Annotated in this window: 19 protein-coding genes; 14 read left to right on the top strand and 5 right to left on the bottom strand. The window is 66.8% G+C overall.

What is annotated here, in order from left to right:
* Positions 1–164: 164 nt before the first annotated feature.
* The 6 genes from J2848_RS05580 to sciP all read left to right on the top strand — a co-directional run bounded on the left by J2848_RS05580 (position 165) and on the right by sciP (position 5,722).
* Complete coding sequence (locus J2848_RS05580) at positions 165–1,307, top strand: flagellar basal body P-ring protein FlgI (protein WP_149230086.1); 1,143 nt, start codon at positions 165–167, stop codon at positions 1,305–1,307.
* Positions 1,307–1,684, top strand: coding sequence for a rod-binding protein (locus J2848_RS05585; RefSeq protein WP_149230085.1), 378 nt, complete (start codon positions 1,307–1,309; stop codon positions 1,682–1,684). Before J2848_RS05580 ends, J2848_RS05585 begins: the two co-directional genes overlap by 1 nt.
* Positions 1,677–2,186, top strand: coding sequence for a flagellar basal-body protein (locus J2848_RS05590; RefSeq protein ID WP_149230084.1), 510 nt, complete (start codon positions 1,677–1,679; stop codon positions 2,184–2,186). The genes J2848_RS05585 and J2848_RS05590 overlap by 8 nt, the downstream gene beginning before the upstream one ends.
* 288 nt (positions 2,187–2,474) lie before the next feature.
* A complete protein-coding gene (locus J2848_RS05595; RefSeq protein ID WP_149230083.1) occupies positions 2,475–4,376 on the top strand; it encodes a flagellar hook-length control protein FliK in 1,902 nt (633 codons plus the stop codon).
* Between the two features lie 78 nt (positions 4,377–4,454).
* Positions 4,455–5,207 carry a flagellar hook assembly protein FlgD gene (locus J2848_RS05600; RefSeq protein ID WP_149230082.1) on the top strand — a complete coding sequence of 251 codons (753 nt, stop codon included), beginning with the start codon at positions 4,455–4,457 and terminating at the stop codon, positions 5,205–5,207.
* Positions 5,208–5,395: 188 nt separating this feature from the next.
* On the top strand, positions 5,396–5,722 hold the full coding sequence (gene sciP / locus J2848_RS05605; RefSeq protein ID WP_149230081.1) for a CtrA inhibitor SciP: 327 nt from the start codon (positions 5,396–5,398) through the stop codon (positions 5,720–5,722).
* A gap of 86 nt (positions 5,723–5,808) precedes the next feature.
* Here sciP and J2848_RS05610 read toward each other — a convergent pair whose 3' ends face one another.
* The gene (locus J2848_RS05610) at positions 5,809–6,402 is read right to left on the bottom strand and encodes a TetR/AcrR family transcriptional regulator (protein ID WP_149230441.1); all 594 of its coding nucleotides are present in this window, start codon (positions 6,400–6,402) and stop codon (positions 5,809–5,811) included.
* A 122-nt stretch (positions 6,403–6,524) separates the two neighbouring features.
* Between J2848_RS05610 and J2848_RS05615 the strand changes: the two genes are divergently transcribed.
* Complete coding sequence (locus J2848_RS05615) at positions 6,525–6,968, top strand: MaoC family dehydratase (protein WP_149230080.1); 444 nt, start codon at positions 6,525–6,527, stop codon at positions 6,966–6,968.
* A gap of 172 nt (positions 6,969–7,140) precedes the next feature.
* The gene (locus J2848_RS05620; protein ID WP_211103053.1) at positions 7,141–7,806 is read left to right on the top strand and encodes a glycosyltransferase; all 666 of its coding nucleotides are present in this window, start codon (positions 7,141–7,143) and stop codon (positions 7,804–7,806) included.
* Between the two features lie 198 nt (positions 7,807–8,004).
* Here J2848_RS05620 and J2848_RS05625 read toward each other — a convergent pair whose 3' ends face one another.
* Positions 8,005–9,093 (bottom strand): TRAP transporter substrate-binding protein, encoded by a 1,089-nt coding sequence (locus J2848_RS05625; RefSeq protein WP_109047788.1) that lies wholly within the window; start codon positions 9,091–9,093, stop codon positions 8,005–8,007.
* Positions 9,094–9,607: 514 nt separating this feature from the next.
* Between J2848_RS05625 and J2848_RS05630 the strand changes: the two genes are divergently transcribed.
* On the top strand, positions 9,608–9,745 hold the full coding sequence (locus J2848_RS05630) for a hypothetical protein (RefSeq protein WP_170306951.1): 138 nt from the start codon (positions 9,608–9,610) through the stop codon (positions 9,743–9,745).
* 79 nt (positions 9,746–9,824) lie between these two features.
* On the opposite strand, the gene J2848_RS05635 is transcribed toward J2848_RS05630, so the two are convergent.
* Both J2848_RS05635 and J2848_RS05640 read right to left on the bottom strand, forming a co-directional pair.
* On the bottom strand, positions 9,825–10,712 hold the full coding sequence (locus J2848_RS05635) for an S-methyl-5'-thioadenosine phosphorylase (RefSeq protein ID WP_149230079.1): 888 nt from the start codon (positions 10,710–10,712) through the stop codon (positions 9,825–9,827).
* A gap of 77 nt (positions 10,713–10,789) precedes the next feature.
* Entirely contained in the window at positions 10,790–11,503 is a 714-nt protein-coding gene (locus tag J2848_RS05640) for a rhomboid family intramembrane serine protease (protein ID WP_149230078.1), read from the bottom strand.
* A 236-nt stretch (positions 11,504–11,739) separates the two neighbouring features.
* Between J2848_RS05640 and J2848_RS05645 the strand changes: the two genes are divergently transcribed.
* Positions 11,740–12,537, top strand: a complete 798-nt coding sequence (locus J2848_RS05645) for an oxepin-CoA hydrolase, alternative type (protein ID WP_149230077.1) — start codon at positions 11,740–11,742, stop codon at positions 12,535–12,537.
* An 80-nt stretch (positions 12,538–12,617) separates the two neighbouring features.
* On the opposite strand, the gene J2848_RS05650 is transcribed toward J2848_RS05645, so the two are convergent.
* The gene (locus J2848_RS05650; protein WP_149230076.1) at positions 12,618–14,096 is read right to left on the bottom strand and encodes a methyl-accepting chemotaxis protein; all 1,479 of its coding nucleotides are present in this window, start codon (positions 14,094–14,096) and stop codon (positions 12,618–12,620) included.
* Between the two features lie 383 nt (positions 14,097–14,479).
* On the opposite strand from J2848_RS05650, the gene dprA reads away from it, so the two are divergent.
* The 4 genes from dprA to J2848_RS05670 all read left to right on the top strand — a co-directional run bounded on the left by dprA (position 14,480) and on the right by J2848_RS05670 (position 21,110).
* Positions 14,480–15,616 carry a DNA-processing protein DprA gene (dprA, locus tag J2848_RS05655; protein ID WP_149230075.1) on the top strand — a complete coding sequence of 379 codons (1,137 nt, stop codon included), beginning with the start codon at positions 14,480–14,482 and terminating at the stop codon, positions 15,614–15,616.
* A gap of 46 nt (positions 15,617–15,662) precedes the next feature.
* Positions 15,663–18,464, top strand: coding sequence for a type I DNA topoisomerase (gene topA, locus J2848_RS05660; RefSeq protein ID WP_149230074.1), 2,802 nt, complete (start codon positions 15,663–15,665; stop codon positions 18,462–18,464).
* Positions 18,465–18,608: 144 nt separating this feature from the next.
* Positions 18,609–20,159 carry a tetratricopeptide repeat protein gene (locus J2848_RS05665; RefSeq protein WP_149230073.1) on the top strand — a complete coding sequence of 517 codons (1,551 nt, stop codon included), beginning with the start codon at positions 18,609–18,611 and terminating at the stop codon, positions 20,157–20,159.
* 84 nt (positions 20,160–20,243) lie between these two features.
* On the top strand, positions 20,244–21,110 hold the full coding sequence (locus J2848_RS05670) for an AraC family transcriptional regulator (protein WP_246193690.1): 867 nt from the start codon (positions 20,244–20,246) through the stop codon (positions 21,108–21,110).
* Positions 21,111–21,120 lie beyond the last annotated feature (10 nt).

Consider the following 21,120-nt stretch of genomic DNA (forward strand, 5'->3'; position numbering starts at 1 on the left):
ATCCGGTCAAGGCTTGCCGCAATCGGGCAAAAATTGCCGGCCGGCTGTGACCAAAAGGCGCCATATCCCGGGCGTTTTTCAGGACAGGCGTGGAAAGCTGCCGCCTGCCGCCTCTGGCACGGGGTTTGTATAGGGATGGGCACGAGTTCAGGAGTGTCCGCGTCATGATCCCCACCGCCCTTCGCCTTCTGCGCCGCCGTGCCGTGCTGGCCGTGCTGACCGCCCTGCTGGCGTTCGGTGTCCCGGCCGCACCGGCATTGGCCGCGTCCGCCCGTATCAAGGACATCGTCGATGTCGAGGGCGTGCGCGACAACATGCTGATCGGTTACGGGCTGGTGGTGGGCCTGAACGGCACCGGCGACAGCCTGAACAACTCGCCCTTCACCGAACAGAGCCTGCAAGGCATGCTGGAACGGATGGGCGTCAACACCCGCGGCACCAACCTGCGCACCAAGAACGTGGCGGCAGTGATGGTGACGGCGACGCTGGGTGCCTATGCGGCCCAGGGCACCCGCATCGACGTCACCGTGTCGGCGATGGGCGACGCCAAGAGCCTGCTGGGCGGCACCCTGCTGGTCACCCCGATGCTGGGCGCCGACGGCGAGGTCTATGCCGTGGGCCAGGGGCCGATCGCGGTGTCGGGCTTCACCGCCCAGGGCCAGGGCGCCAGCGTGACCCGCGGCGTGCCGACCTCCGGCCGCATTTCCTCCGGCGCCATCGTGGAGCGCGAGATCCAGTTCTCGCTGGCCGAGCTGCCGGTGCTGCGCCTCAGCTTGCGCAACCCCGACTTCACCACCGCCCAGCGCGTGGCGACGGCCATCAACATCCAGCTGCGCGGCAACCGCGCCCAGGCAACCGACCCGGCCTCCGTCCTCATCAACGTGCCGGAGACGCGGCGCGGCGACGTGGTGGGTCTGGTGACGGAGATCGAACAACTGCGCATCACCCCCGATCAGGTCGCCCGCGTGGTGGTGGACGAGAAATCCGGCGTGATCGTGATGGGCGAGAACGTCCGCATCTCCACCGTCGCCATCGCCCAGGGCAACCTGACCATCCGCATCACCGAAACCCCGCAGGTCAGCCAGCCCGGCCCGTTCAGCCAGGGCCAGACCGCGGTGGTGCCGCGCACCGACATCCAGGTCGACGAGCAGTCCAACAACCGCCTCGCCGTGATGAATTCCGGGGTGACCTTGCAGGAGTTGGTACAATCCTTGAATGCGCTTGGGGTGGGCCCGCGGGACATGATCGCCATTCTCCAGTCGATCAAGGCCGCCGGCGCCCTGCAAGCCGAGATCGAGGTGATCTGATGACCATGAGCCCCGCCCTTTCCGCCGCTTCGGCCCCGCGCAGCGCTTCCCTGGTGGAGCGCGCCCAGGCCGCAGGGTTCGGCGTGCGCACCCAGGCAAAGATCTCCGATCTGGAGGCCAAGACCGACCCGGCAAAGCTTGCCCAGCTGCGCAAGTCGGCCAACGAGTTCGAGAGCCAGTTCGTGTCGCAGATGCTGGGCCCGATGTTCGAGGGAATCGGAACCGACGAGACCTTCGGCGGCGGGCGCGGGGAAGAGATGTTCCGCCCGATGCTGATCGAGCAGTTCGGCAAGCAGATCACCCAGCGCGGCGGCTTCGGCATCGCCAATCAGGTTTACGGAGAGCTTCTTCGCGCCCAGGAGGCCAGCCATGGATAAGGTCGACGTTCGTTTCCCGCAGCAGCCCAAACCGGCCGCCAACCTGCCGAAGAACGCCCAGGAACGCGCGGTCGCGCTGATCGAATTGATGGGCCGCCTGACCGCCCTGCTGGAGCGCGAGGCCGCCGCCGTCCGCGCCCGCCGCCCGGCCAGGGAACTGGCGCAGATCGTCAAGGACAAGCAGCCGATGACGCTGGTCTATGAAGAGATCAGCCGCATGCTGCGTGTCGATCGCGAAGGGCTGATCGCCCTGCCGCAGGAGATGAAGACCGCGCTGAAGGACGCCACGGGCAAGCTCTATGCCGCCACCGCCGACAATGCCGAGGCCCTGCGCATCGGCGGCGAGGCGCAGAAGGTGATGGTCGACACTGTGGTGAACGTCATCACCCGCCAGCAGAAGGCGCCGTCCACCGCCTATGCCGCCCATATGGGCGGCGGCCGCGGCTATTCCCCGACACCCAGCGGGCCACGCACCTCGGCGGCGCTGAACACCCGGCTTTGAGCCGGTTTCCCTTTCATCCGTGACTGCCTTCATCCGTGACTGCCGAGATTTTTCGGATGGCCGCCTCCTCTCCACGGGGGCGGCCTTTTTCTTGTGTGCCGGATAGTGACGGCAAGAATGGTCCGTCACCCGGCCGAATTTGCCGGTCGAGGTCTCCCCAGCCGGCCGGAACTGCCGCCTGCCCCCGGAGCGACGGCCTTATAGCAGGGATTGACGGTTGGCCCGCCCGTTGCATTGAACCCTGCGCATCGCCGTCGGTGCGTTCCGCCGTCCCTGAGAGGCCCTTCCATGGAAGTCCAATCGAACAACATCGCCGCGTCCTTGTTCGACGGTCTCAGCCAGTCCCAGCAGACCCAGGGAACGGCGACGAAGAACGACCTGTTTTCCAAGATGATGGACCGCATGCTGGCCGACGCCGCTGCGCGCAAGCGCGAGCAGGCCGATGCGGCGGCCCGCGACTCCGCCAAGGACGCTGCGAAGGAGGCGGCCAGGGACGCCGCCACGGAAGCTGCCAAGGACGCCAGGGACGCCCGCGCGGCGGAGGCCCAGCGTCGGCAGCCGGTACGCGCGGAACCGAAGCCCGACCTGACCCGCGACAAGAGCGTCCAGTCTCCCCGCCAGCCGGATGCCGCCGATGCGGCCCGTGCCGCGGAGCCGAAGGCCGGCAAGGCCGAGGACGACCGCAAGGTCGAGGCCCGCCAGGACGACCGGCGCCCGGCCAAGACCGAGAAGCCGGCGAAGGACCAGTCCAAGACCGACGGCGCCAAGGCCGGCGCCGACAAGACGACCGCGGACAAGACCGACGAAGCGAAGGCCGACGCCACCGCCGATGGCACCGCCGGTGCTGGTAAGGCTGCCGCCAGCGACGATGCCGCATCGGCCGACGCCGGCGGACAGGCCGACAGCGCCGGTGCAGACGATTCGAATGGCCAGGATGGCGCGGCCGGCGAGCAGGCAACGGCCCAGCCCGCCGACCAGCTTTCCAACCAGCCGCCCAACCAGCCACTGCCCGTTGTCCAGCCGGCTCCGCCGCAACCGATGCCGCAGGCGAGCGACCTGATCCTCGCCGGCCTGATGCCGGCCGGAAAGGCCGCAGCCACGGACAGCACCGATGGCTCTGCCGGCGGAGGAGATGCCACCGCCGCCGGGGCCGCCGCGCCTGCCGATCCTGCCGCCCAACTCGCCCAGGCGCAGGCTGCCGCCGCCGGTGCGATGACGCCTGGACAGGCGGGGGCGGGCGCCGTGGCGAAGGCTGCCGGCAAGACCGACGCCGTCAACGGTGATGCCGCGCAGACGGCGGACACCGCCAAGGCCGAGGCCGGCGCCCAGGCCGGTGCCGAAGCGCTGCCGACCACCGACGATGCCGCCCTGCCCGACCGCTTCGCCGATCTGCTGGCCGCCGCCAAGGCGAAGGCCGGCGAGGCCAAGCAGACCGGCAAGCAGGCCGGCAGCGAGGGCGGCGGCCGCAACGACGCCCAGCCGCAGGCACAGACGACGATGCCGCAGTCGACGCCGATGGCGGCTGCGGCACCGGCCGCACCGGTCGCGGAAGCAATGACCGCCGCCGCCACGAACACCGCCGCCAAAGCGCTGGAGGGCATCGAGGGAACCGGCAGCGCCGGGGCATCCTCCGCCGCCGCCAGCCCGCACACCCATCCGGCACTGGCCGCGATGGAAGGGCCTCATGGTGGCATCCCCGGCCTCGACCAGACGCAGGCCGCCACCGCAACTCTCCGCCCGTCGCGCGGTGCCGGCATGCCGATGGGCGTGCAGGACCAGATCGCCGTCCACATCAAGAAGAGCGTCGCCGACGACGTCGACCAGTTCACCATCAACCTGCATCCGGCCGAACTGGGCCGGATCGACATCAAGCTGGACATCGGCGCCGACGGCCGGGTCAACGCGACGGTCGCGGTGGAAAAGGCACAGACACTCGAACTTTTGCAGCGCGACAGCCGCAGTTTGGAACGTGCCTTGCAAGACGCTGGACTGCAGACGGACTCCAACAGCCTGAACTTCAGCCTGCGCGGCGAGGGCAACCCCTTCGCCGGTGGCGGCCAGGGGGATGGCAAGGGAGGCGGCTCGGGTCGGCGCGGCCGCGGCTTCGGCGGTGGCGGCGACGAGGATGGGGCCGACAGTGCCGTCTACACCGCGACGCTCGGCAACGGGCGCGTCGACATCCGCGCCTGAGACAGGCGGCCTGCCCGGCCGCAAGCCTCAACGTCGCATCAGAGATTTCGGCCGGCAGGGCCATAAAGGACGACCGCAATGACCACGACCACCAACACCACCAATACCCCGACCGTGAACCAGTACGGCACCTATTCGGGTGGTCTTTCCACCGGGTCGAAGACGCCGTCCGAAACCAGCAAGACGCCCCAGACCGATGCGGAGAAGACCGCCTCGGCGACCAAGGGGCTGGGCGACAATTTCCAGACGTTCCTCACCATGCTGACCACGCAGATGAAGAACCAGGATCCGCTGAAGCCGCTCGACACCAACGACATGACCAAGCAGCTGGTCGATTTCGCCAACGTCGAGCAGAACATCGGCACCAACAGCCGCCTGGACAAGCTGGTGCAGTTGCAGTCTGCCGGCACCGCCTCGACCAACCTCGCCTATCTCGGCCGCACCGTCGCCTTCGAGGGCGACAACTTCCAGTACACGCAGGGCATGACCCAGGCGCCGCTGGGCTACGAGCTGGCGACCTCGGCCAAGTCGGTGCGCGTCGACATCCTGGACGACAAAGGCAATATCGTCCGCTCGATGCCCGGCGAAACCACCGCTGGCACCAAGCATGCCGTCAACTGGGACTTCAAGGACAACAACGGCCGCGCGGTTCAGCCCGGCACCTATCGCCTGAACGTGGCGCCGGTGTCGGAGAACAAGAACGACACCATCAAGACCACCACCTACACCTTCGGCACCGTCGCCGGCATCGGCAGCAACAAGGACGGCGAGACGGTGCTGAACATCGGCGCCAGCGAAGTCCCGCTGTCGAAGCTGACCACGGTCTACTGACCCGGATTCGTTGCATGAACCGACTGCTGCCAGCCCATACGGACAGGGCGCCGGGACCGGCCCGTCCATATGGGCGAGCGATACCACCCGAAAAAAAGTTAACCCTTTCGTTTAGGCATTTGTTAAGTGCCGGCGCCTACAGTACCCCGAAATCGTGGAATCCACAGTTTGGGTTGGAGCGTCCGCGCATGGCACTCATCGAACTCGACACCGGCGATGACTCCGCAGCCGGTGTATCGGTCATTGGTCCTGAGGGGCGTCCCATGACCGAAAACGACCTTCCCCCGCCCGACACCAAGCGTTGGGTGATGCGCCGCAAGGCGGAAGTGGTCGCCGGCGTCCGTTCGGGCCTGATCAGCCTGGAAGAAGCCTGCCGCCGCTATACGCTGTCGGTGGAGGAATTCCTGTCCTGGCAGCGGCTGATCGACAGCCACGGCATGCGCGGCCTGCGCGCCACCCGGCTGCAGGATTACCGCCCCGGCCAGCCGGTCCGCGACCGAATCGGCGCCGACTGACGCAAGCGTGATGAATTGAAGAAGCGCCGCGGGGATGACCTGCGGCGCTTTTTTGTGTTCGGAGTGGTGCCGGGTGGAGGCGGTCGTCAGCCGACGCCTTCCCCGCAAGCCCCATCGATCAGCGCCGCCGCGGCACTCGCCACCGCCTCGTTGCCCGGCCCCAGATCCAGGGCACGGCCGGCGGCGTAAGCACCCTCCATCAGCAGCTGCAACTGCGCGCACAGCCGGTCCGGGTCGTCGGCACCCGCCGCCGCGGCCAGCGCATGCAGGCGGTCGCGGACCATGCGCTTGTGGGCCAGCGCCATCGCCCGGGCGGGGTTGGCCGGATCGCGCAGTTCGGCCGCGGCGGTGGTGAAGGGGCAGCCCTGGAATTTCGGATGGTCGATCCAGTGGCCGAGCGCGGTGAACAGCGCCTTCATCTGGGCACGCGGATCGCCGGGATGGCGGGCGGTTACCCGGTCCCACCAGGCGGCATGCTGGACCATGTTGCGCTCCAGATAGGCGCAGACCAGATCGTCCTTCGACGCGAAGTTCCGGTACAGGCTCATCTTCGCGACACCGGAGCGGGCGATGATCGTGTCGATCCCGACCGCGCGGATGCCCTCGCGGTAGAACAGCTCCGCCGCCGTGTCGAGAATCCGTTCGCGCGCCGGCTTCCTTGCCCCTTCAGCCTCAACCATTCCCAGCACCAACCCAATCCGCTATGGCCGGGTTCAAGCCCGGCATTGACAATGATACAGACCTGTCTCTATCTTCGCAATCAAGAGACAGGTCTGTATCATCAAGAACGGAGTTCCGGGGGATGCGCTATTTCGAGGATGTCACGGTGGGCGACCGCTTCACCGGGGGGCCGCTGACGGTCGATGCGGCGGAGATCGTCGCCTATGCCGAGAAGTTCGATCCCCAGCCCTTCCACCTGGATGCCGAGGCGGCAAAGGACACGCTGTTCCGCGGACTGGCGGCCAGCGGCTGGCACACCGCCGGAATGACGATGCGGATGATCGTCGGCAGCGACGCCGAACTGGCCGGCGGCTATATCGGCATGGGCGTCGACCAGATCGGCTGGCCGCGCCCGACCCGCCCTGGCGACGTGCTGCGCATCGAGATGGAGGTGCTGGAGGCCCGGCGCTCCGCCAAGCGGCCCGACCAGGGCGTGCTGCGGGTGAAGACCACCACCTTCAACCAGAATGACGAGGTGGTGCAGACCATGATCGCCAACCTGCTGGCACCCGGCCGCCCCGCCTGAACAAGAGCGCCTGACAGAGCCCCCTCCGGGCGAGGCGTCAGCCCTCCCGAAAGCCCGGTCCACATTTTCTCAGGCGCTCTCAAGACCAGCCTTTCAGCGACGATGGACATTGATCACGGTCTGCTGCAATAAGGCCGTCTTTCCAGTGGCATTGGTCCTGGCGATGAAGTGCATGATCATCACCCCGCTTGGGCCGGGGCACGAAAGCGTGGCTGCTGAATGCCGCCAGTCCGTTCGAGCCGCAGCAGCGGCATCTTCCGGACCATTCACGGATGTGTTTCACCTGATCGTCGATGACAGGCAAGGTGCTCTGGGCAGATCGGCAGCCAGAAACCAGGGTATTGCCAGAGCCAGGGAAGCCGGAGCCGATTGGTTGTTCTTCCTGGACGCTGACGACCTGATGTCGCCCGCGGCATTCTCCGCCGTTCAGAGATATACGTCTGAATACGATGCAGTGTGGGGGATGATTTGCGAGATGTCCTATGGACATGATCGTTCTCAGTTGCGAGCCGGTCAGCTTGGCAGCACAGAATCATTCCACGAGATACTGAGCGTTCCTCCGTTCCTTTCGCTCCAGATTGGCCATTTCGTTAAAACGGCACTTGCCGGAAGCATCCTCTTCAATGAAGATATGGACTGCGGGGAAGACTTCGAGTTTTATTGCCGCGAATGGAGCGCAGGCCGGTGCATCAAGACCAGCGATGTGTTCTTTGTCAATCGCCGCGGCTTACACTCAACCGGCCCGCGCTCCGCTGATGGACAGCAATGGCTGAATGCCGCCGAACGCGTAGTAAATAATTACCGGCAGAAACTCGCCACCGCTACTGACAGACCGTAAGCTTTTTGTCCACAGCGCTCGACGATGGGATGCCGCCGATAGTGTTGGCAATTGAAGCGCACTGCACGCCAATGCCAAAGTCGATCAGCCCTTGCTCATCCAGGCGCAGCGCAAGCGCGCCATTCCTTCAGACACCACCCAAAGAAAGCCCCCGCATCCGGGACGGGACTGCGGGGGCCGTAAGCTCCATCTATGCCGTCAGCGCTTCAGGCCGGCGGTGAAGGCGAAGTTGTCGAAGGAGTTCTCCGCCACCCGGAACCACAGATACTCGTCGTCGCGGAACTTCTTCCACGGCTCGTAGATCTTGGCGAACTTCGGGTTGGTCTTGGCGGTTTCGTCATACAGCTCGGTGGCCGCCTTGTAGCAGGCCTCCATCACCTCGCGCGGGAAGGGACGCAGCTGGGCGCCACCGGCGACCAGACGGCGCAGTGCCGCCGGGTTTTCCGCGTCGTACTTGGCGTTCATCGTCAGGTTGGCCTCGAAGCAGGCCGCCTCCAGAACGGCCTTGTACTGCTTGGGCAGCTGTTCCCACTGCTGCTTGTTGACCAGCAGCGAGACGTTCAGCCCGCCTTCCCACCAGCCCGGATAATAGTAGTACTTGGCGACCTTGTTGAAGCCGAGCTTCTCGTCGTCATAGGGGCCGATCCACTCGGCGGCGTCGATGGTGCCCTTTTCCAGCGACGGATAGATGTCGCCGCCGGCGATCTGCTGCGGCACGGTGCCCAGCTTGGCCAGAACCTGACCGGCGAAGCCGCCGATGCGGAACTTCAGACCCTTCAGGTCCTCGACGGTCTTGATCTCCTTGCGGAACCAGCCGCCCATCTGCACGCCGGTGTTGCCGGCCGGGAAGTTCATGACGCCATAGCCGTCGAAGAACTCCCGCAGCAGGGCCATGCCGCCGCCATTGTAGATCCAGGCATTCTGCTGGCGGGCGTTCAGACCGAACGGCACCGTCGCGTCGAAGGTGAAGGTCGGATCCTTGCCGACATAGTAATAGCTGGCGGTGTGGCCGCATTCGACCGTGCCGTTCTGCACCGCATCCAGAACCTGCAGGCCGGGGACGATCTCGCCGGCGGCGAAGGGACGGATGGTGAACTTCCCGTCGGTGGCGGCGGCGACGCGGGCGGCAATCGTATCGGCGGCGCCGTAAATGGTGTCCAGGCTCTTGGGGAAGCTGGACGCCAGACGCCAATGGATCTCCGGCTGGCTCTGCGCGATGGCGGGGGCCGCCAGGGTGCTGGCGGCGACGCCGACACCGGCCGAGGTCAGGAAGGAACGACGCTTCATGAACGTTTCCTCATCGTTGTGGCCATGGCGCCGGTTGAGCGATGACGCCATTTGCCGAACAGAAGACACTATGGTGTCCGAACAATCCTAGAAATTGCGGCAGCCTTCCGACAATTCGTCAAAATGCATGGCTTCCATTCCGGCTCTATTCCATCGCATGGGAAATATAGCCTGCATGCGCGACTGGAACGGCGGTCAGCAGCCACCGCCCGACCCGGGATTTTCAAAGCAATGCATCGCAGGAAGACACCGGGACATGCGTCTGCTCAGCCGAGCATCCGTCAGCCGGTCAATCAACCGCGGAACCGTCTTGCCGTCGCCTGAATGGTTACGTGTACCGATGATATATGCGACGCGCGGAATGGCACCCACCCCTACTTTCGTTCATGGGCGGGAAAGGAAGAGCGCATGCATCGTTTCATTCCACGCACAAGCACATTTTGCGCGCATAAAAGCGAGCGGGCAAAATTACATACAACTTACATATTCAAAATGCCGGGGATGCTTGGCATGTTTGCCGCGCGGTCGGGGCGGTGGACCGGCCACCGCCCGCGCCGCACCAACGGAGGGCAAGAGGATGGAGAAAATCCTCACTCTCCTGATCCTGCTGTTGCAGGTGGTCAAGCTGGTGCTTGAGTACCTGAACCGCTGATCGGGCGGGCGTGCCGGGGAAAGCAGCCCCGGTACGCCCACCCCAGAAAATAGTGCTTTTTCACCCCGTCGGCAACGACTCAGCCGAGCGTGCGCTTCACGATCAGCGACAGCTTTTCCAGCATCGCCGGGTCGCGGTGACCGGGTGCGGTCATGATGGCGTTGTCGAGCGCGGTGTGGCAGCCCTGCGCGCACAGCCCCTCGCGCCGCACCACCTTCGGTGCCAGCGCCGCCACCAGCGAGCGGGCCTTTCCGGCATTGGCGACCACCACCCGGATCACGGCATCGACCGAGACATGGTCGTGCTCCTCGTGCCAGCAATCATAATCGGTGACCATGGCGACGGTCGCGTAGCACATCTCGGCCTCGCGGGCGAGCTTGGCCTCCGGCATGTTGGTCATGCCGATGACATCGCAGCCCCAGCTCCGATAGAGGTTTGATTCGGCGACGGTGGAGAATTGCGGCCCTTCCATCACCATATAGGTGCCGCGCCGCTGGTGCGGGATGTCCAGCTCGGCCAGCGCCTCCTCGATCAGGTCGCCCAGCCGGCCGCAGACCGGATGGCCCAGCGCCACATGGGCGACCAGCCCGCTGCCGAAGAAGGTCTTGTCGCGGGCGAAGGTGCGGTCGATGAACTGGTCGATCACCACGAAGGTGCCGGGCGGCAGATGCTCCTTCAGCGAGCCGACCGCCGACACCGACAGGATCTCGGTCACGCCCAGCTGCTTCAGCGCATGGATGTTGGCGCGGAAATTCAGTTCCGACGGGGGGATGCGGTGGCCTCGGCCGTGGCGCGGCAGGAAGACCAGTTTCCGGCCCGCCAGTTCGCCGGTCAGCAGCTCATCCGACGGGTCGCCGAAGGGAGTCGTCACCTTGACCCAGCGGGTGTTCTCCAGCCCGTCGATGTCGTACAGGCCGCTGCCGCCGATCACGCCCAGGACAGTCTCACCAATCTTGCCGTCGCTCATCAACCGCACTCTCCCGCTGAAGGTCAGCGCGAGTATTTCGGGCGGCGGCGGCAAATGCAACCGCTCCCGGCAAATGCTCAAGGGCCGCGGTTTGATCCTTCGCGCCTGGGCCGGCCGCGCTTGGGCCGGTCGCGCTTGGAAATGATCAGCACGGCGCCCAGCAGCAGCCCGGCGGCCAGCCCGCCGGCATGGGCGCCCCAGCCGACCTCGGCCAGCGGAGACCCGGCCTTCAGCGGGACCAGCATCATCGCCGCGTTCAACAGCGCGAAAGCCAGAATCGCCCCTTGCACCAGCCGCCGGGGCAGGCGCCGGGACAGCAGGCCGACGCGCGGACGAATCCACGGGAAGGCGCCCATCAGCGCGCAGATCGCCCCGCTCGCCCCGATCAGCGGCGCCATCCTGTCGACGGCGAGCAGCCCCTCCGTCAGCGCCGCAGCCACCGTTCCGGCAAGGAACAGCATCAGATAGCGCAGATGGCCGGCCTCCCGTTCCACCACGTCGCCCAGCAGCCACAGCACCGCCATGTTGGACAGCAGATGCGTCAGGTCGCCATGGATCAGCACATGGCCGAACAGCCCGCGCCACAGCGCGCCGGTAGGCAGCGGCCCGGCCAGCTCGACCGTTCCGAAGAAATAGGCGGGGACGAAAGCGAAGGATTCCGGCGGCAGCCGCAGGACGAAAGCCAGCACGCAGACGAGAATCACGGTGCGGTTTGCATAGGGCGGAACGGCCATGGCGGCCACCGGCTCCCTACCCCCGCCCCGGCCTTGCCGGTCCAGCGCCAGCGCCATGCCCTGCTCCCACCCACCCTTGCCCTTGCCGGCCGGTACCGCCACAGCCGTGCGCGGCGATAGGCCTCACCCCGATGTAGGAAGGGGTACTGTGGAGAAACAGCGGTTTCCCGCGGCATCCGGGTTGCTCCTATACCGGTCGGACGGATTGGAGCACCGCCCGCCGGCTGTCACAGTGGTTCTACCATCCGGCGAGGTTCCGATTGCCGGACAACGACAACCGGGAAGAAACGATCATGAACGAACGTCAGGATACCGGCAGCATGACGGTTGAACGCCAGGGCCGCGTCATGGTGCTGACCATGAGCGACACCGGCACCCGCAACGCGCTGGGTTTGAAAATGATGGCCGCCGGCCGCGACGCGCTGGACGAGGCGACGCACGACCCCGGCATCGGCGCGATCGTACTGACCGGTGCCGGCGGCGCCTTCAGTTCGGGCGGGCACCTGAACAATCTCTATCACCATGGCAGCCGCTCGCGCTCGGAGAACCGGGACGGCATCGAGCGCTTCCACGGCTGGGTCCGCGCCATGCGTGAATGCCCGAAGCCGATCGTCGCCGCGGTGGAGGGTCCGGCCGCCGGCGCCGGCTTCTCGCTGGCGCTGGCCTGCGACCTGATCGTCGCGGCCGAGGACGCCCAGTTCCTGACCGCCTATGTCAAGGTCGGGCTGACGGCCGACGGGGGCGCTTCCGCCTCGCTCGCCCGCGCCCTGCCGCCGCAGCTCTATGCGGAGCTGATGCTGACCGGGGGCCCGGTAGATGCGGCGCGCCTGCATGCCGCCGGAGTCGTCAACCGCGTCACCGCCCCCGGCCGGGCGTTGGCCGAGGCGACCGCCTGGGCAGAAACCATCGCCGAAGGGCCGGGCGGCGCCATGGGCCGGGCCAAGAAGCTGATGGAGCTGGCCTATGGCAGCTTCGCCACCCAGCTTGCCCGCGAAAGCGATCTGTTCGTCGAGGCCCTGCACCATGGCGAGGCGAAAGAAGGCATCACCGCATTCTTCGAAAAGCGCCGCCCGATGTTCCACAAGCGCTGACGGACACGAAAGGCCGGGCGCTGCGGAGTGCGGCGCCCGGCCCGGTATCCATCAAAAAAGTGTCCGTCAACGAACCTCCGTCACCGCACGAGGACGTGCGCCGCTTCCTTGGTCCGTCCGACCGCACCGGCCACCTGGCTGACCGCGGTGGAGATGGCGGCGATGTTGGAGGTCACCGTCGCCACGGCGGCAGATGCGCTCTGCATGTTGGACGACATGTTCTGGGTGACGGCGCTCTGCTCCTCCACCGCCGACGCGGTACCGGTCACATGCTCCCGCACCACGGACACGGCCTCGCGGATGGCGTTCAGCGCGTTGGCGACTTCGGTCGAGGTCGACTGGATGCCCTCGATCTCGGCGGAGATCTGCTCGGTCGCCTTCCCGGCCTGATTGGCGAGGTTCTTCACCTCCGAGGCGACGACGGCGAAGCCTTTCCCCGCCTCCCCGGCACGGGCCGCTTCGATGGTGGCATTCAGCGCCAGCAGATTGATCTGGCCGGCGATGCTGTTGATCAGCCCGACGATGCCGTTCATCGCCTGGGCGGCGGCGGCCAGCCGGTCGGTGCTTTCCGCCACCGCGACGGTGCGGTCGAAGGCGCCGTCCGTTGCCGAGCGGGCACGGGTCATGCTCTGGGAAATCTCGCCGATGGACGCGACCAGTTCCTCGGCACTCGCCGCCACCGCCTGCACGCTGGCCGAGGTCGAACCGGCGGCATCGTTGGCGGAATGCGCTTCCCCCATCGACAGCTGGAGCGCCTGGTCGACCTCGCCGAAATTCTTGTCGATCATGATCTTGAGGTTGTTCAGCAGTTCGATCTGCGCGGTGATGTCGACCGCGAACTTGACGACCTTGGTGACCTTCCCCTTCTCGTCGAAGATCGGGTTGTAGGCGCCTTCGATCCACACCGGCTTACCGGACTTGCTGATCCGCTTGTATTGCGCCGCCTGGAATTCGCCACGCCGCAGGGTTTCCCAGAACCGGGTGTATTCGGCGCTGTCGCGATAAGCCTGCTCGACGAAGATGCTGTGGTGCTTGCCGATCACCTCTTCCCGGCGATAGCCCATCACCTTGAGGAAATTGTCGTTGACCTTGGTGATGACGCCCTCGGTCGTGAACTCGATCACCGCCTGCGACCGGCTGATCGCCGCCATCTGCGAGGCATAGTCGAGGTTCTCCAGCCGCTCCTTGGCGTCCGCCCATTCGACGACGAAGCCGATGCGCTCAGTGCCTTCCGTCAATGGCGTGACGAGCAGGTCGAACTGATGGCCGCCGACCTTGATGGTGGCGGCGTAGGGCTTGGTCAACGCCGCGAGCAGCCCGCGCTGGTGGCTCGGGTTCTTATGGAAGACGTCGATGTTGCTGCCGACGAGTCGGCTCACGTCCAGACGGGGCAGTTCCTTGCGCAGGTCGCCTTCGACATCGCGCAGAAGCGCGGTCACCGCCGGGTTCACGTGGACGATGTTCAGATCGGCATCCGCCACCATCACCTTGGCCCGCAACGCATCCAGCGCGGCCAGCTTACGAGCCAGCGCCCGATTGCTCTTCCCCCGTCCGAACATCTTTTGCCCTCACTTGAGTACGCTGGTATGGGGCAGATCATACCAAAAATGAAATCGGCTTCCATAAGGGGAACCACTAAATCTTGTGACAAATTGCAAGTTAAGGAAATGTTTATTTTCCTTAAATGGGATGACCAAAGGTTGCGCCCGATAGTTCCACAGACGATATGGAATGAATGGGAGTTTGATCCTTTACTCACCGCCGGAAATAATGTTTCGGATAACAATGAAAGTGGTTTCGCTCTTGCAGCAATCCTGAGCTGTCCGACGGAACGACGTCGAGGATGGCGGCAAGCATCGCGGCTGAAAAAGCCATTCATAAAGCAAGCGTTCATGCGAATGCATGTTGAAAGCAACCATACCCGGTTGTAAACACCATTCACATGACACAATTCCGCCGCCCGCTGACCGACGCCGAACGGCTCGACTGGCTCCGTCTCATCCGTACGGAGAATGTCGGGCCGATCACCTTTCACCGCCTGCTGGATCAGTACGGCAGTGCCGCCAGGGCGCTGGACATGCTGCCGGAGCTGGCGCGGCGCGGCGGGCGGGCGAAGCCGCTTCGGGTCGCCTCCAAAGCCGAGGCGGAGCGGGAGATGCAGGCGAACCGCCGCTTCGGTGCCCGGCTGCTCTGCGCCTGCGAGCCGGATTACCCGGAACCCTTGGCAGCGGTGGACGACGCGCCGCCGGTGATCTCGGTCGCCGGGCACGCCCATCTGCTGCACCGGCGCGCCGTCGCCATCGTCGGGGCGCGCAACGCCTCGCTGAACGGTAAGAAGTTCGCCGAATCGCTGGCCCGCGAGCTGGGAGCGGCCGGGCTGCTGGTCGTTTCCGGCCTTGCCCGCGGCATCGACACCGCCGCCCATGCCGGCTCTCTCGCCAGTGGGACCGCCGCGGTGCTGGCCGGCGGCATCGACATCGTCTATCCGCCGGAGAATGAGCAGCTTTACCGCGACATCATGGCGCAGGGCGTGGTGGTGGCGGAAAGCGCCATCGGCACCCAGCCGCAGGCCCGCCATTTCCCCCGCCGCAACCGCCTGATCTCCGGCCTGTCGCTGGGCGTGCTGGTGGTGGAGGCGGCGCTGCGCTCCGGCTCGCTGATCACTGCGCGCATGGCGCTGGAACAGGGCCGCGAGGTGATGGCGGTTCCGGGCTCCCCGCTCGATCCGCGCTGCCACGGCACCAACAACCTGCTGCGCCAGGGCGCCGCGCTGGTGGAGCGGGCCGACGACGTGCTGCGCGCCATCGAAACCCTGCGACCGCCGACGCTGGCGGAGCGGCAGCGCGACCTGTTCAGCCCGCCCATCCACACACCCGGCCCGGCCGGCGAACCGGACGAATCGGACCTTGCCAGGGCCCGCGCCGTGGTGCTGGAAAACCTCGGCCCCTCGCCCGTCACCATTGACGAACTCGTCCGCGGGTGCCAATTGTCCGCTCCGGTGGTGCTGACCGTGGTTCTGGAACTTGAGCTTGCCGGCCGAGTCCAGCGTCTTCCCGGTCATCAGGTCTCTCTCGCCTGATCGGCGCCGCTTTGATTTGGGTGGGCATACGCGAAGGGCTGGTTTCTTGCCGGGCAGCAACGTCGTCATCGTCGAATCGCCGGCCAAGGCGAAGACCATCAACAAGTATCTGGGCGACGACTACACCGTCATCGCCAGCTTCGGCCATGTCCGCGACCTTCCGGCGCGGGACGGCTCGGTGCGCCCGGATGAAGACTTCGCGATGGAATGGGAACTGGGCGACCGGTCCAAGCGCCACATCGACGAGATCGCCAAGGCGGTGAAGTCGGCCGACCGCGTCTATCTCGCAACCGACCCGGATCGCGAGGGAGAGGCCATCGCCTGGCACCTGTCGGAACTGCTGCGCGAAAAACGTCTGACCGACAACCGCGACGTCCAGCGCATCACCTTCAACGAGATCACCAAGAGCGCGGTGCAGGCCGCCATCGCCAACCCGCGCGACGTCTCGCGCGAACTGGTCGACGCCTATCTGGCGCGCCGGGCGCTGGACTATCTGGTCGGCTTCACCCTGTCGCCGGTGCTGTGGCGCAAGCTGCCGGGCTCCAAGTCGGCCGGCCGCGTGCAGTCGGTGGCCCTGCGCCTGATCTGCGAGCGCGAGTCGGAGATCGAGGTCTTCAAGCCGCAGGAATACTGGTCGATCGCCGTCGGTTTCACCACGCCGGCCGGCTCCAGCTTCACCGCGTCGCTGACCCAGCTGGACGGAAAGAAGCTCGACAAGTTCGGCCTGCCCAACCGCGAGGCGGCCGAGGCCGCGGTGGCGAAGATCCGTCCGCAGGCCTTCGCCGTCTCGACGGTGGAGCGCAAGCAGAGCCGCCGCAACCCGTCGCCGCCCTTCACCACCTCCACCCTCCAGCAGGAGGCCTCGCGCAAGCTGGGCTTCGGCGCCACCCGCACCATGCGCACGGCGCAGAAGCTGTATGAGGGCGTCGACATCGGCGGCGAGACGGTCGGCCTCATCACCTATATGCGAACCGACGGCGTCAGCCTGTCGCAGGAGGCCATCGACGGCGCCCGCGGCCTGATCGGCACGCAGTATGGCGAGCGCTACGTCCCGGCCCAGCCGCGCGTCTACAAGACCGCCGCCAAGAACGCCCAGGAGGCCCACGAGGCCATCCGCCCCACCGACCTGCACCGTCGCCCCGAATCGGTGGCCGGCCATCTGGAGCAGGACGAGCTGCGGCTCTATGAGCTGATCTGGAAGCGTACGCTGGCCAGCCAGATGGAAAGCGCCGTACTGGATCAGGTGGCGGTCGACATCGCCAGCCCGTCGAAGGACGTGGTGCTGCGCGCCACCGGCTCCATCGTCGTGTTCGACGGCTTCCTGAAGGTCTATCAGGAGGACCGCGACGATGCGGCCGAGGACGACCAGCAGGAACGCCGCCTGCCCGCCATGGACCAGGGCGATGCTCTTTCCCGCGGCGACATCAATCCGGAGCAGCATTTCACCCAGCCGCCGCCGCGCTATTCCGAGGCCAGCCTGGTCAAGAAGCTGGAGGAGCTGGGCATCGGCCGTCCGTCCACCTACGCCTCGATCCTCCAGGTCCTGCAGGACCGCAATTACGTCCGGCTGGACAAGCGGCGCTTCATCCCGGAGGACCGCGGCCGGCTGGTGACGGCCTTCCTGGAGAATTTCTTCCACCGCTATGTGGAGTACAACTTCACGGCGGAGCTGGAGAACCAGCTGGACGAAATCTCCGACGGCAAGATCGACTGGAAGACCGTCCTGCGCGATTTCTGGACCGCCTTCGACGTGGCGGTGAACGGCACCAAGGATCTGACGATCACCCAGGTGCTGACCACGCTCGACAGCGAGCTGGGTGCCCATTTCTTCCCGGCCGCCACCGAGGACGGCCATGACCCGCGCGTCTGCCCGGTCTGCCGCGAGGGCCGGCTGGGGCTGAAGCTGGGCAAGATGGGCGCCTTCATCGGCTGCTCACGCTATCCGGAATGCCGCTACACCCGGCCGCTGGCCGTCGCCAACGACGAGAACGGCGAGGCGCAGGAAGGCCCGCGTGAGCTGGGCAACGATCCGGAGACCGGCCTGCCGGTGACGGTGCGCCGCGGCCCCTTCGGCGCCTACATCCAGCTGGGCCCGGCGCCTGCGGCCGCTACCCCGCCGGAGGAACCCGCGGCCGAGGAACCGGCCGCCGACGGGAAGAAGCCGAAGGCGAAGAAAAAGAAGAAGGACGAGGCGCCGAAGCCCAAGCGGGTGTCGCTGCCCAAGGGCATGGCGGCAGGCGACGTCGATCTCGACACCGCGCTGCGGCTGCTGGCCCTGCCGCGCACCATCGGCAACCATCCGGAAACCGGCGAGGAGATCAGCGCCGGCATCGGCCGCTTCGGCCCGTACCTGAAGCATGGCAGCGTCTACAAGTCGCTGACGGCGGACGACGACGTCCTGACCATCGGCATCAACCGCGCCGTCGACCTGCTGGCCGGTGCCGCCAAGAAGGCGTCGGCTCCGGCCAAGACGCTGGGCGACCACCCGAAGACCGGCAAGCCGATCACCATGGGCTCCGGCCGCTTCGGCCCCTATGTGAAGCACGCCAGCGTCTATGCCTCGATCCCCAAGGGAACCGAGCCGGACAGCGTCACGCTGGAACAGGCGCTGGAACTGATCGACGCCAAGGTCGCCAAGGACGCCGCCAAGAAGGGCGGCAAGGCGGCCAAGGACGCTGAACCGGCCAAGGCCGAGGGTGCGGAGGCGGAGAAGCCCGCCAAGGCGAAGGCCCCGGCGAAGACTGCGGCGAAGAAGCCGGCCGCCAAGAAGGCGACCAAGGCGAAATCGGCGAAGGACGCTCCGGCGGAAGCTGCCGCGCCGAAGAAGAAGACCGTCAAGGCGTCGTAAGGCGGTCCTCACCCGCTTCCAAACCCCCTCTTCCCCCGGGAGAGGGGAAACGCCTATGCCCCTCGGGCGAGCCTGCTTCGCCACCAGCATGCTGATGATGGCCGCGTCGCCTTGTGATTGCCGACGACATGCAAGAGGAGTGTCATGGCCTCGATCCAGGAAGCCTTGCGGGTCGCCGTCGACCATCACGGGGCTGGCCGGCTGCGGGAGGCGGAAATCCTCTATGGCCGCATTCTCGACGCAGCCCCTGAAACCCACAGCGCCGCCCATCTGCTGGGCTTGGTGCTTGCCCAGACTGGCCGACTGGACGAGGCCGCGCAACGCCTTGCCGCGGCACTGCGCGTTCGCCCCGACTTGGCCGATTACCACCGTGACCTCGGCAAGATCCATCGGGCGCTCGGCCATCCGGCAGAGGCCGCGGCCTGCCAGCGCCGTGCCTTGGCCCTGCGACCGGACGATCCCGCCGCCCTGGCACTGCTGGGCATGGCGGCCCAGATGACCGGCGATACCGATGCGGCGATCGACGCGCTGGGCCGGGCGCTGACGCTCGACCGGGAGGACGGGGAAAGCCGGCAGCGCCTGGGCCTGCTGCTGGAACTGCGCGCCATCCACCATCTGGAACGGCAGCGGGCGGAAGCAGCGGTCGCCGACCTGACGCGCCTGTCCGCACTGGAGCCGCCGACGGCGGAACGGTTGTTCCAGCTCGGCAACGCCTGCGCCCGCGCCGGCCGGCCGGAGGATGCGCTGGCCCGCTACCGCCAGACGCTGGCGCTGCAACCCGACCATGACGGGGCGTTCTTCAACATCGGCATCCTGACCAAGCAAGCCGGCGGTCTCGAACTGGCAACGCTGGAAGCAGCGGCGCTGGCGCTGGCCCGGTCGGTGGTCCTGGCTCCCGATTTCCTCGAAGCGCGCGAGAACCTCGCGATCCTGCTGTTCCAATCCTATCGGGAGGCGGACTCACTGGCGCATGCCGACAGGATCCTGACGCAGAAAGCGGAGATCGCCATGCGGGAGGGAGCGGAACTGGCCCTGCCCCGCTTGCGCGACCGACCGGCCGCGCCGGAACGCCGCACCCGCGACGTCGTCGCCTTCAGCCTATGGGGCACCTGCGGGCTCTACAGCCGCGGCGCCGTGGAGAATGCCCGGCTCGTGCCGTCGCTCTATCCAGGCTGGACCTGCCGCATCTACCACGACGACAGCGTGCCGCCAAACGTGCTGGCGGAACTGGACGCGCTGGGGGTGGAACGGGTGGTCATGCCGCCGGGGAACGGCCCGGTCATCGGCCTTTATTGGCGCTTCCTGGCATCCGACGACCCGACCGTGCGCCGCTTCGTCTGCCGCGACTGCGATTCCCGCGTCGGGCCACGCGAACGGGCGGCGGTGGAAGCGTGGATCGCGTCGGGCAAGCCCTTCCACGTCATGCGTGACCACCCGTTGCACAGCGAACTGATGCTTGCCGGCATGTGGGGAGGGATCGCCGGTCTGCTGCCGCCGCTGGAGCCGCTGATCGAGCGCTTCGCCTCGGCGGAGGCCGACCGCTGGCAGGACCAGCGCTTTCTTCGCTCCCATCTGTGGCCGCTGATCGCGGAGGATTGCTTGGTCCATGACAGCCACCAGTCCGGCCATGGCCTGCCATTCCCCGACCATACCGGTGATCCGGCGGAACATGCCGTCGGCCGGCGCGTGGAGTGATCCACCCGCAATCCTGTCCAAGACGACTGGCGTCTGCGCCTGTTAGACTGCGGCATGGACCAACAATCAGCCCTAGATCCTTCATTGCATCAGACACCGGCCGGTGGCGGCGACTTCGCCCGGCTGTGGCGCGAACCGCGCTTCGACGGCATGGAATGCCTGAACGCGCGCTTCCAGCGCCACAGCTACACCCCCCACACGCACGAGACCTATGTGGTCGGCGTCATCACCGCCGGGACCGAGCTTTACCGCTGCCGCGGTGCCGAGCGGGTGGCGAATGTCGGTCAGGTGGTGGTGCTGGACCCGGAGGTCCTGCATGACGGCCGCCCGGCGGCGGACGGCTATGCCTACCGCATGTTCTACCCATCGGTGGCACTGTTCGAACAGGCGATGGCCGAGGCGCTGGGCCGTTCCGCCGCACCGCATTTTTCCGCCACGGAACTGGATGACCCGGAGCTGTTCCAGGCCCTGCGTGGCCTGCACCATGGGTTGGAAGGAGCGCACCGCGAACCGCTGCGCACCGACACCGACGCGCTGCGCGCCTTCACCGCCCTGGCCCTGCGTCACGGCGACCTGACCGCCCGCCCGCGCGACGTGGGGCGGGAGCCGGCGGCCGTCCGCCGGGCGCGGGAGTATCTGGACGCCCATCTCGACAGCCCGGTCGAACTGGCCGATCTGGCGGAGGCGGCGGGGCTCAGCCGGTTCCACCTGCTGCGCGTCTTCCGGGCGGCGGTGGGGACGACCCCGCACGGCTACCTGACCGACCGGCGGGTCGCCCAGGCCAAGCGGCAGCTGGCGGGCTCCCTGCCCCTGGCCGACGTGGCGCTGGCCTGCGGCTTCTGCGATCAGGCGCATTTCAACCGGGTGTTCAAGGGGCGGGTCGGCGTCTCCCCCGGCCAATACCGGCGCGGCAGCAATCCCGTCCAAGACGTGCCCGCCGCAGCCGCCTAGCGTCACAGTC

It is taken from the genome of Azospirillum lipoferum (assembly GCF_024170005.1).
GTDB classification, from domain to species: Bacteria; Pseudomonadota; Alphaproteobacteria; order Azospirillales; family Azospirillaceae; genus Azospirillum; species Azospirillum lipoferum.

Bases quoted from the DNA above. Each gene is read 5' to 3' on its own strand.
- J2848_RS05610 (WP_149230441.1), bottom strand. From the start codon at position 6,402: ATGGTTGAGGCTGAAGGGGCAAGGAAGCCGGCGCGCGAACGGATTCTC.
- J2848_RS05625 (WP_109047788.1), bottom strand. From the start codon at position 9,093: ATGAAGCGTCGTTCCTTCCTGACCTCGGCCGGTGTCGGCGTCGCCGCC.
- sciP (WP_149230081.1), top strand. From the start codon at position 5,396: ATGGCACTCATCGAACTCGACACCGGCGATGACTCCGCAGCCGGTGTA.
- J2848_RS05595 (WP_149230083.1), top strand. From the start codon at position 2,475: ATGGAAGTCCAATCGAACAACATCGCCGCGTCCTTGTTCGACGGTCTC.
- J2848_RS05580 (WP_149230086.1), top strand. From the start codon at position 165: ATGATCCCCACCGCCCTTCGCCTTCTGCGCCGCCGTGCCGTGCTGGCC.
- J2848_RS05635 (WP_149230079.1), bottom strand. From the start codon at position 10,712: ATGAGCGACGGCAAGATTGGTGAGACTGTCCTGGGCGTGATCGGCGGC.
- J2848_RS05590 (WP_149230084.1), top strand. From the start codon at position 1,677: ATGGATAAGGTCGACGTTCGTTTCCCGCAGCAGCCCAAACCGGCCGCC.
- J2848_RS05615 (WP_149230080.1), top strand. From the start codon at position 6,525: ATGCGCTATTTCGAGGATGTCACGGTGGGCGACCGCTTCACCGGGGGG.
- J2848_RS05585 (WP_149230085.1), top strand. From the start codon at position 1,307: ATGACCATGAGCCCCGCCCTTTCCGCCGCTTCGGCCCCGCGCAGCGCT.
- dprA (WP_149230075.1), top strand. From the start codon at position 14,480: ATGACACAATTCCGCCGCCCGCTGACCGACGCCGAACGGCTCGACTGG.
- J2848_RS05650 (WP_149230076.1), bottom strand. From the start codon at position 14,096: ATGTTCGGACGGGGGAAGAGCAATCGGGCGCTGGCTCGTAAGCTGGCC.
- J2848_RS05620 (WP_211103053.1), top strand. From the start codon at position 7,141: ATGATCATCACCCCGCTTGGGCCGGGGCACGAAAGCGTGGCTGCTGAA.
- J2848_RS05640 (WP_149230078.1), bottom strand. From the start codon at position 11,503: ATGGCGCTGGCGCTGGACCGGCAAGGCCGGGGCGGGGGTAGGGAGCCG.
- J2848_RS05600 (WP_149230082.1), top strand. From the start codon at position 4,455: ATGACCACGACCACCAACACCACCAATACCCCGACCGTGAACCAGTAC.
- J2848_RS05645 (WP_149230077.1), top strand. From the start codon at position 11,740: ATGAACGAACGTCAGGATACCGGCAGCATGACGGTTGAACGCCAGGGC.
- J2848_RS05665 (WP_149230073.1), top strand. From the start codon at position 18,609: ATGGCCTCGATCCAGGAAGCCTTGCGGGTCGCCGTCGACCATCACGGG.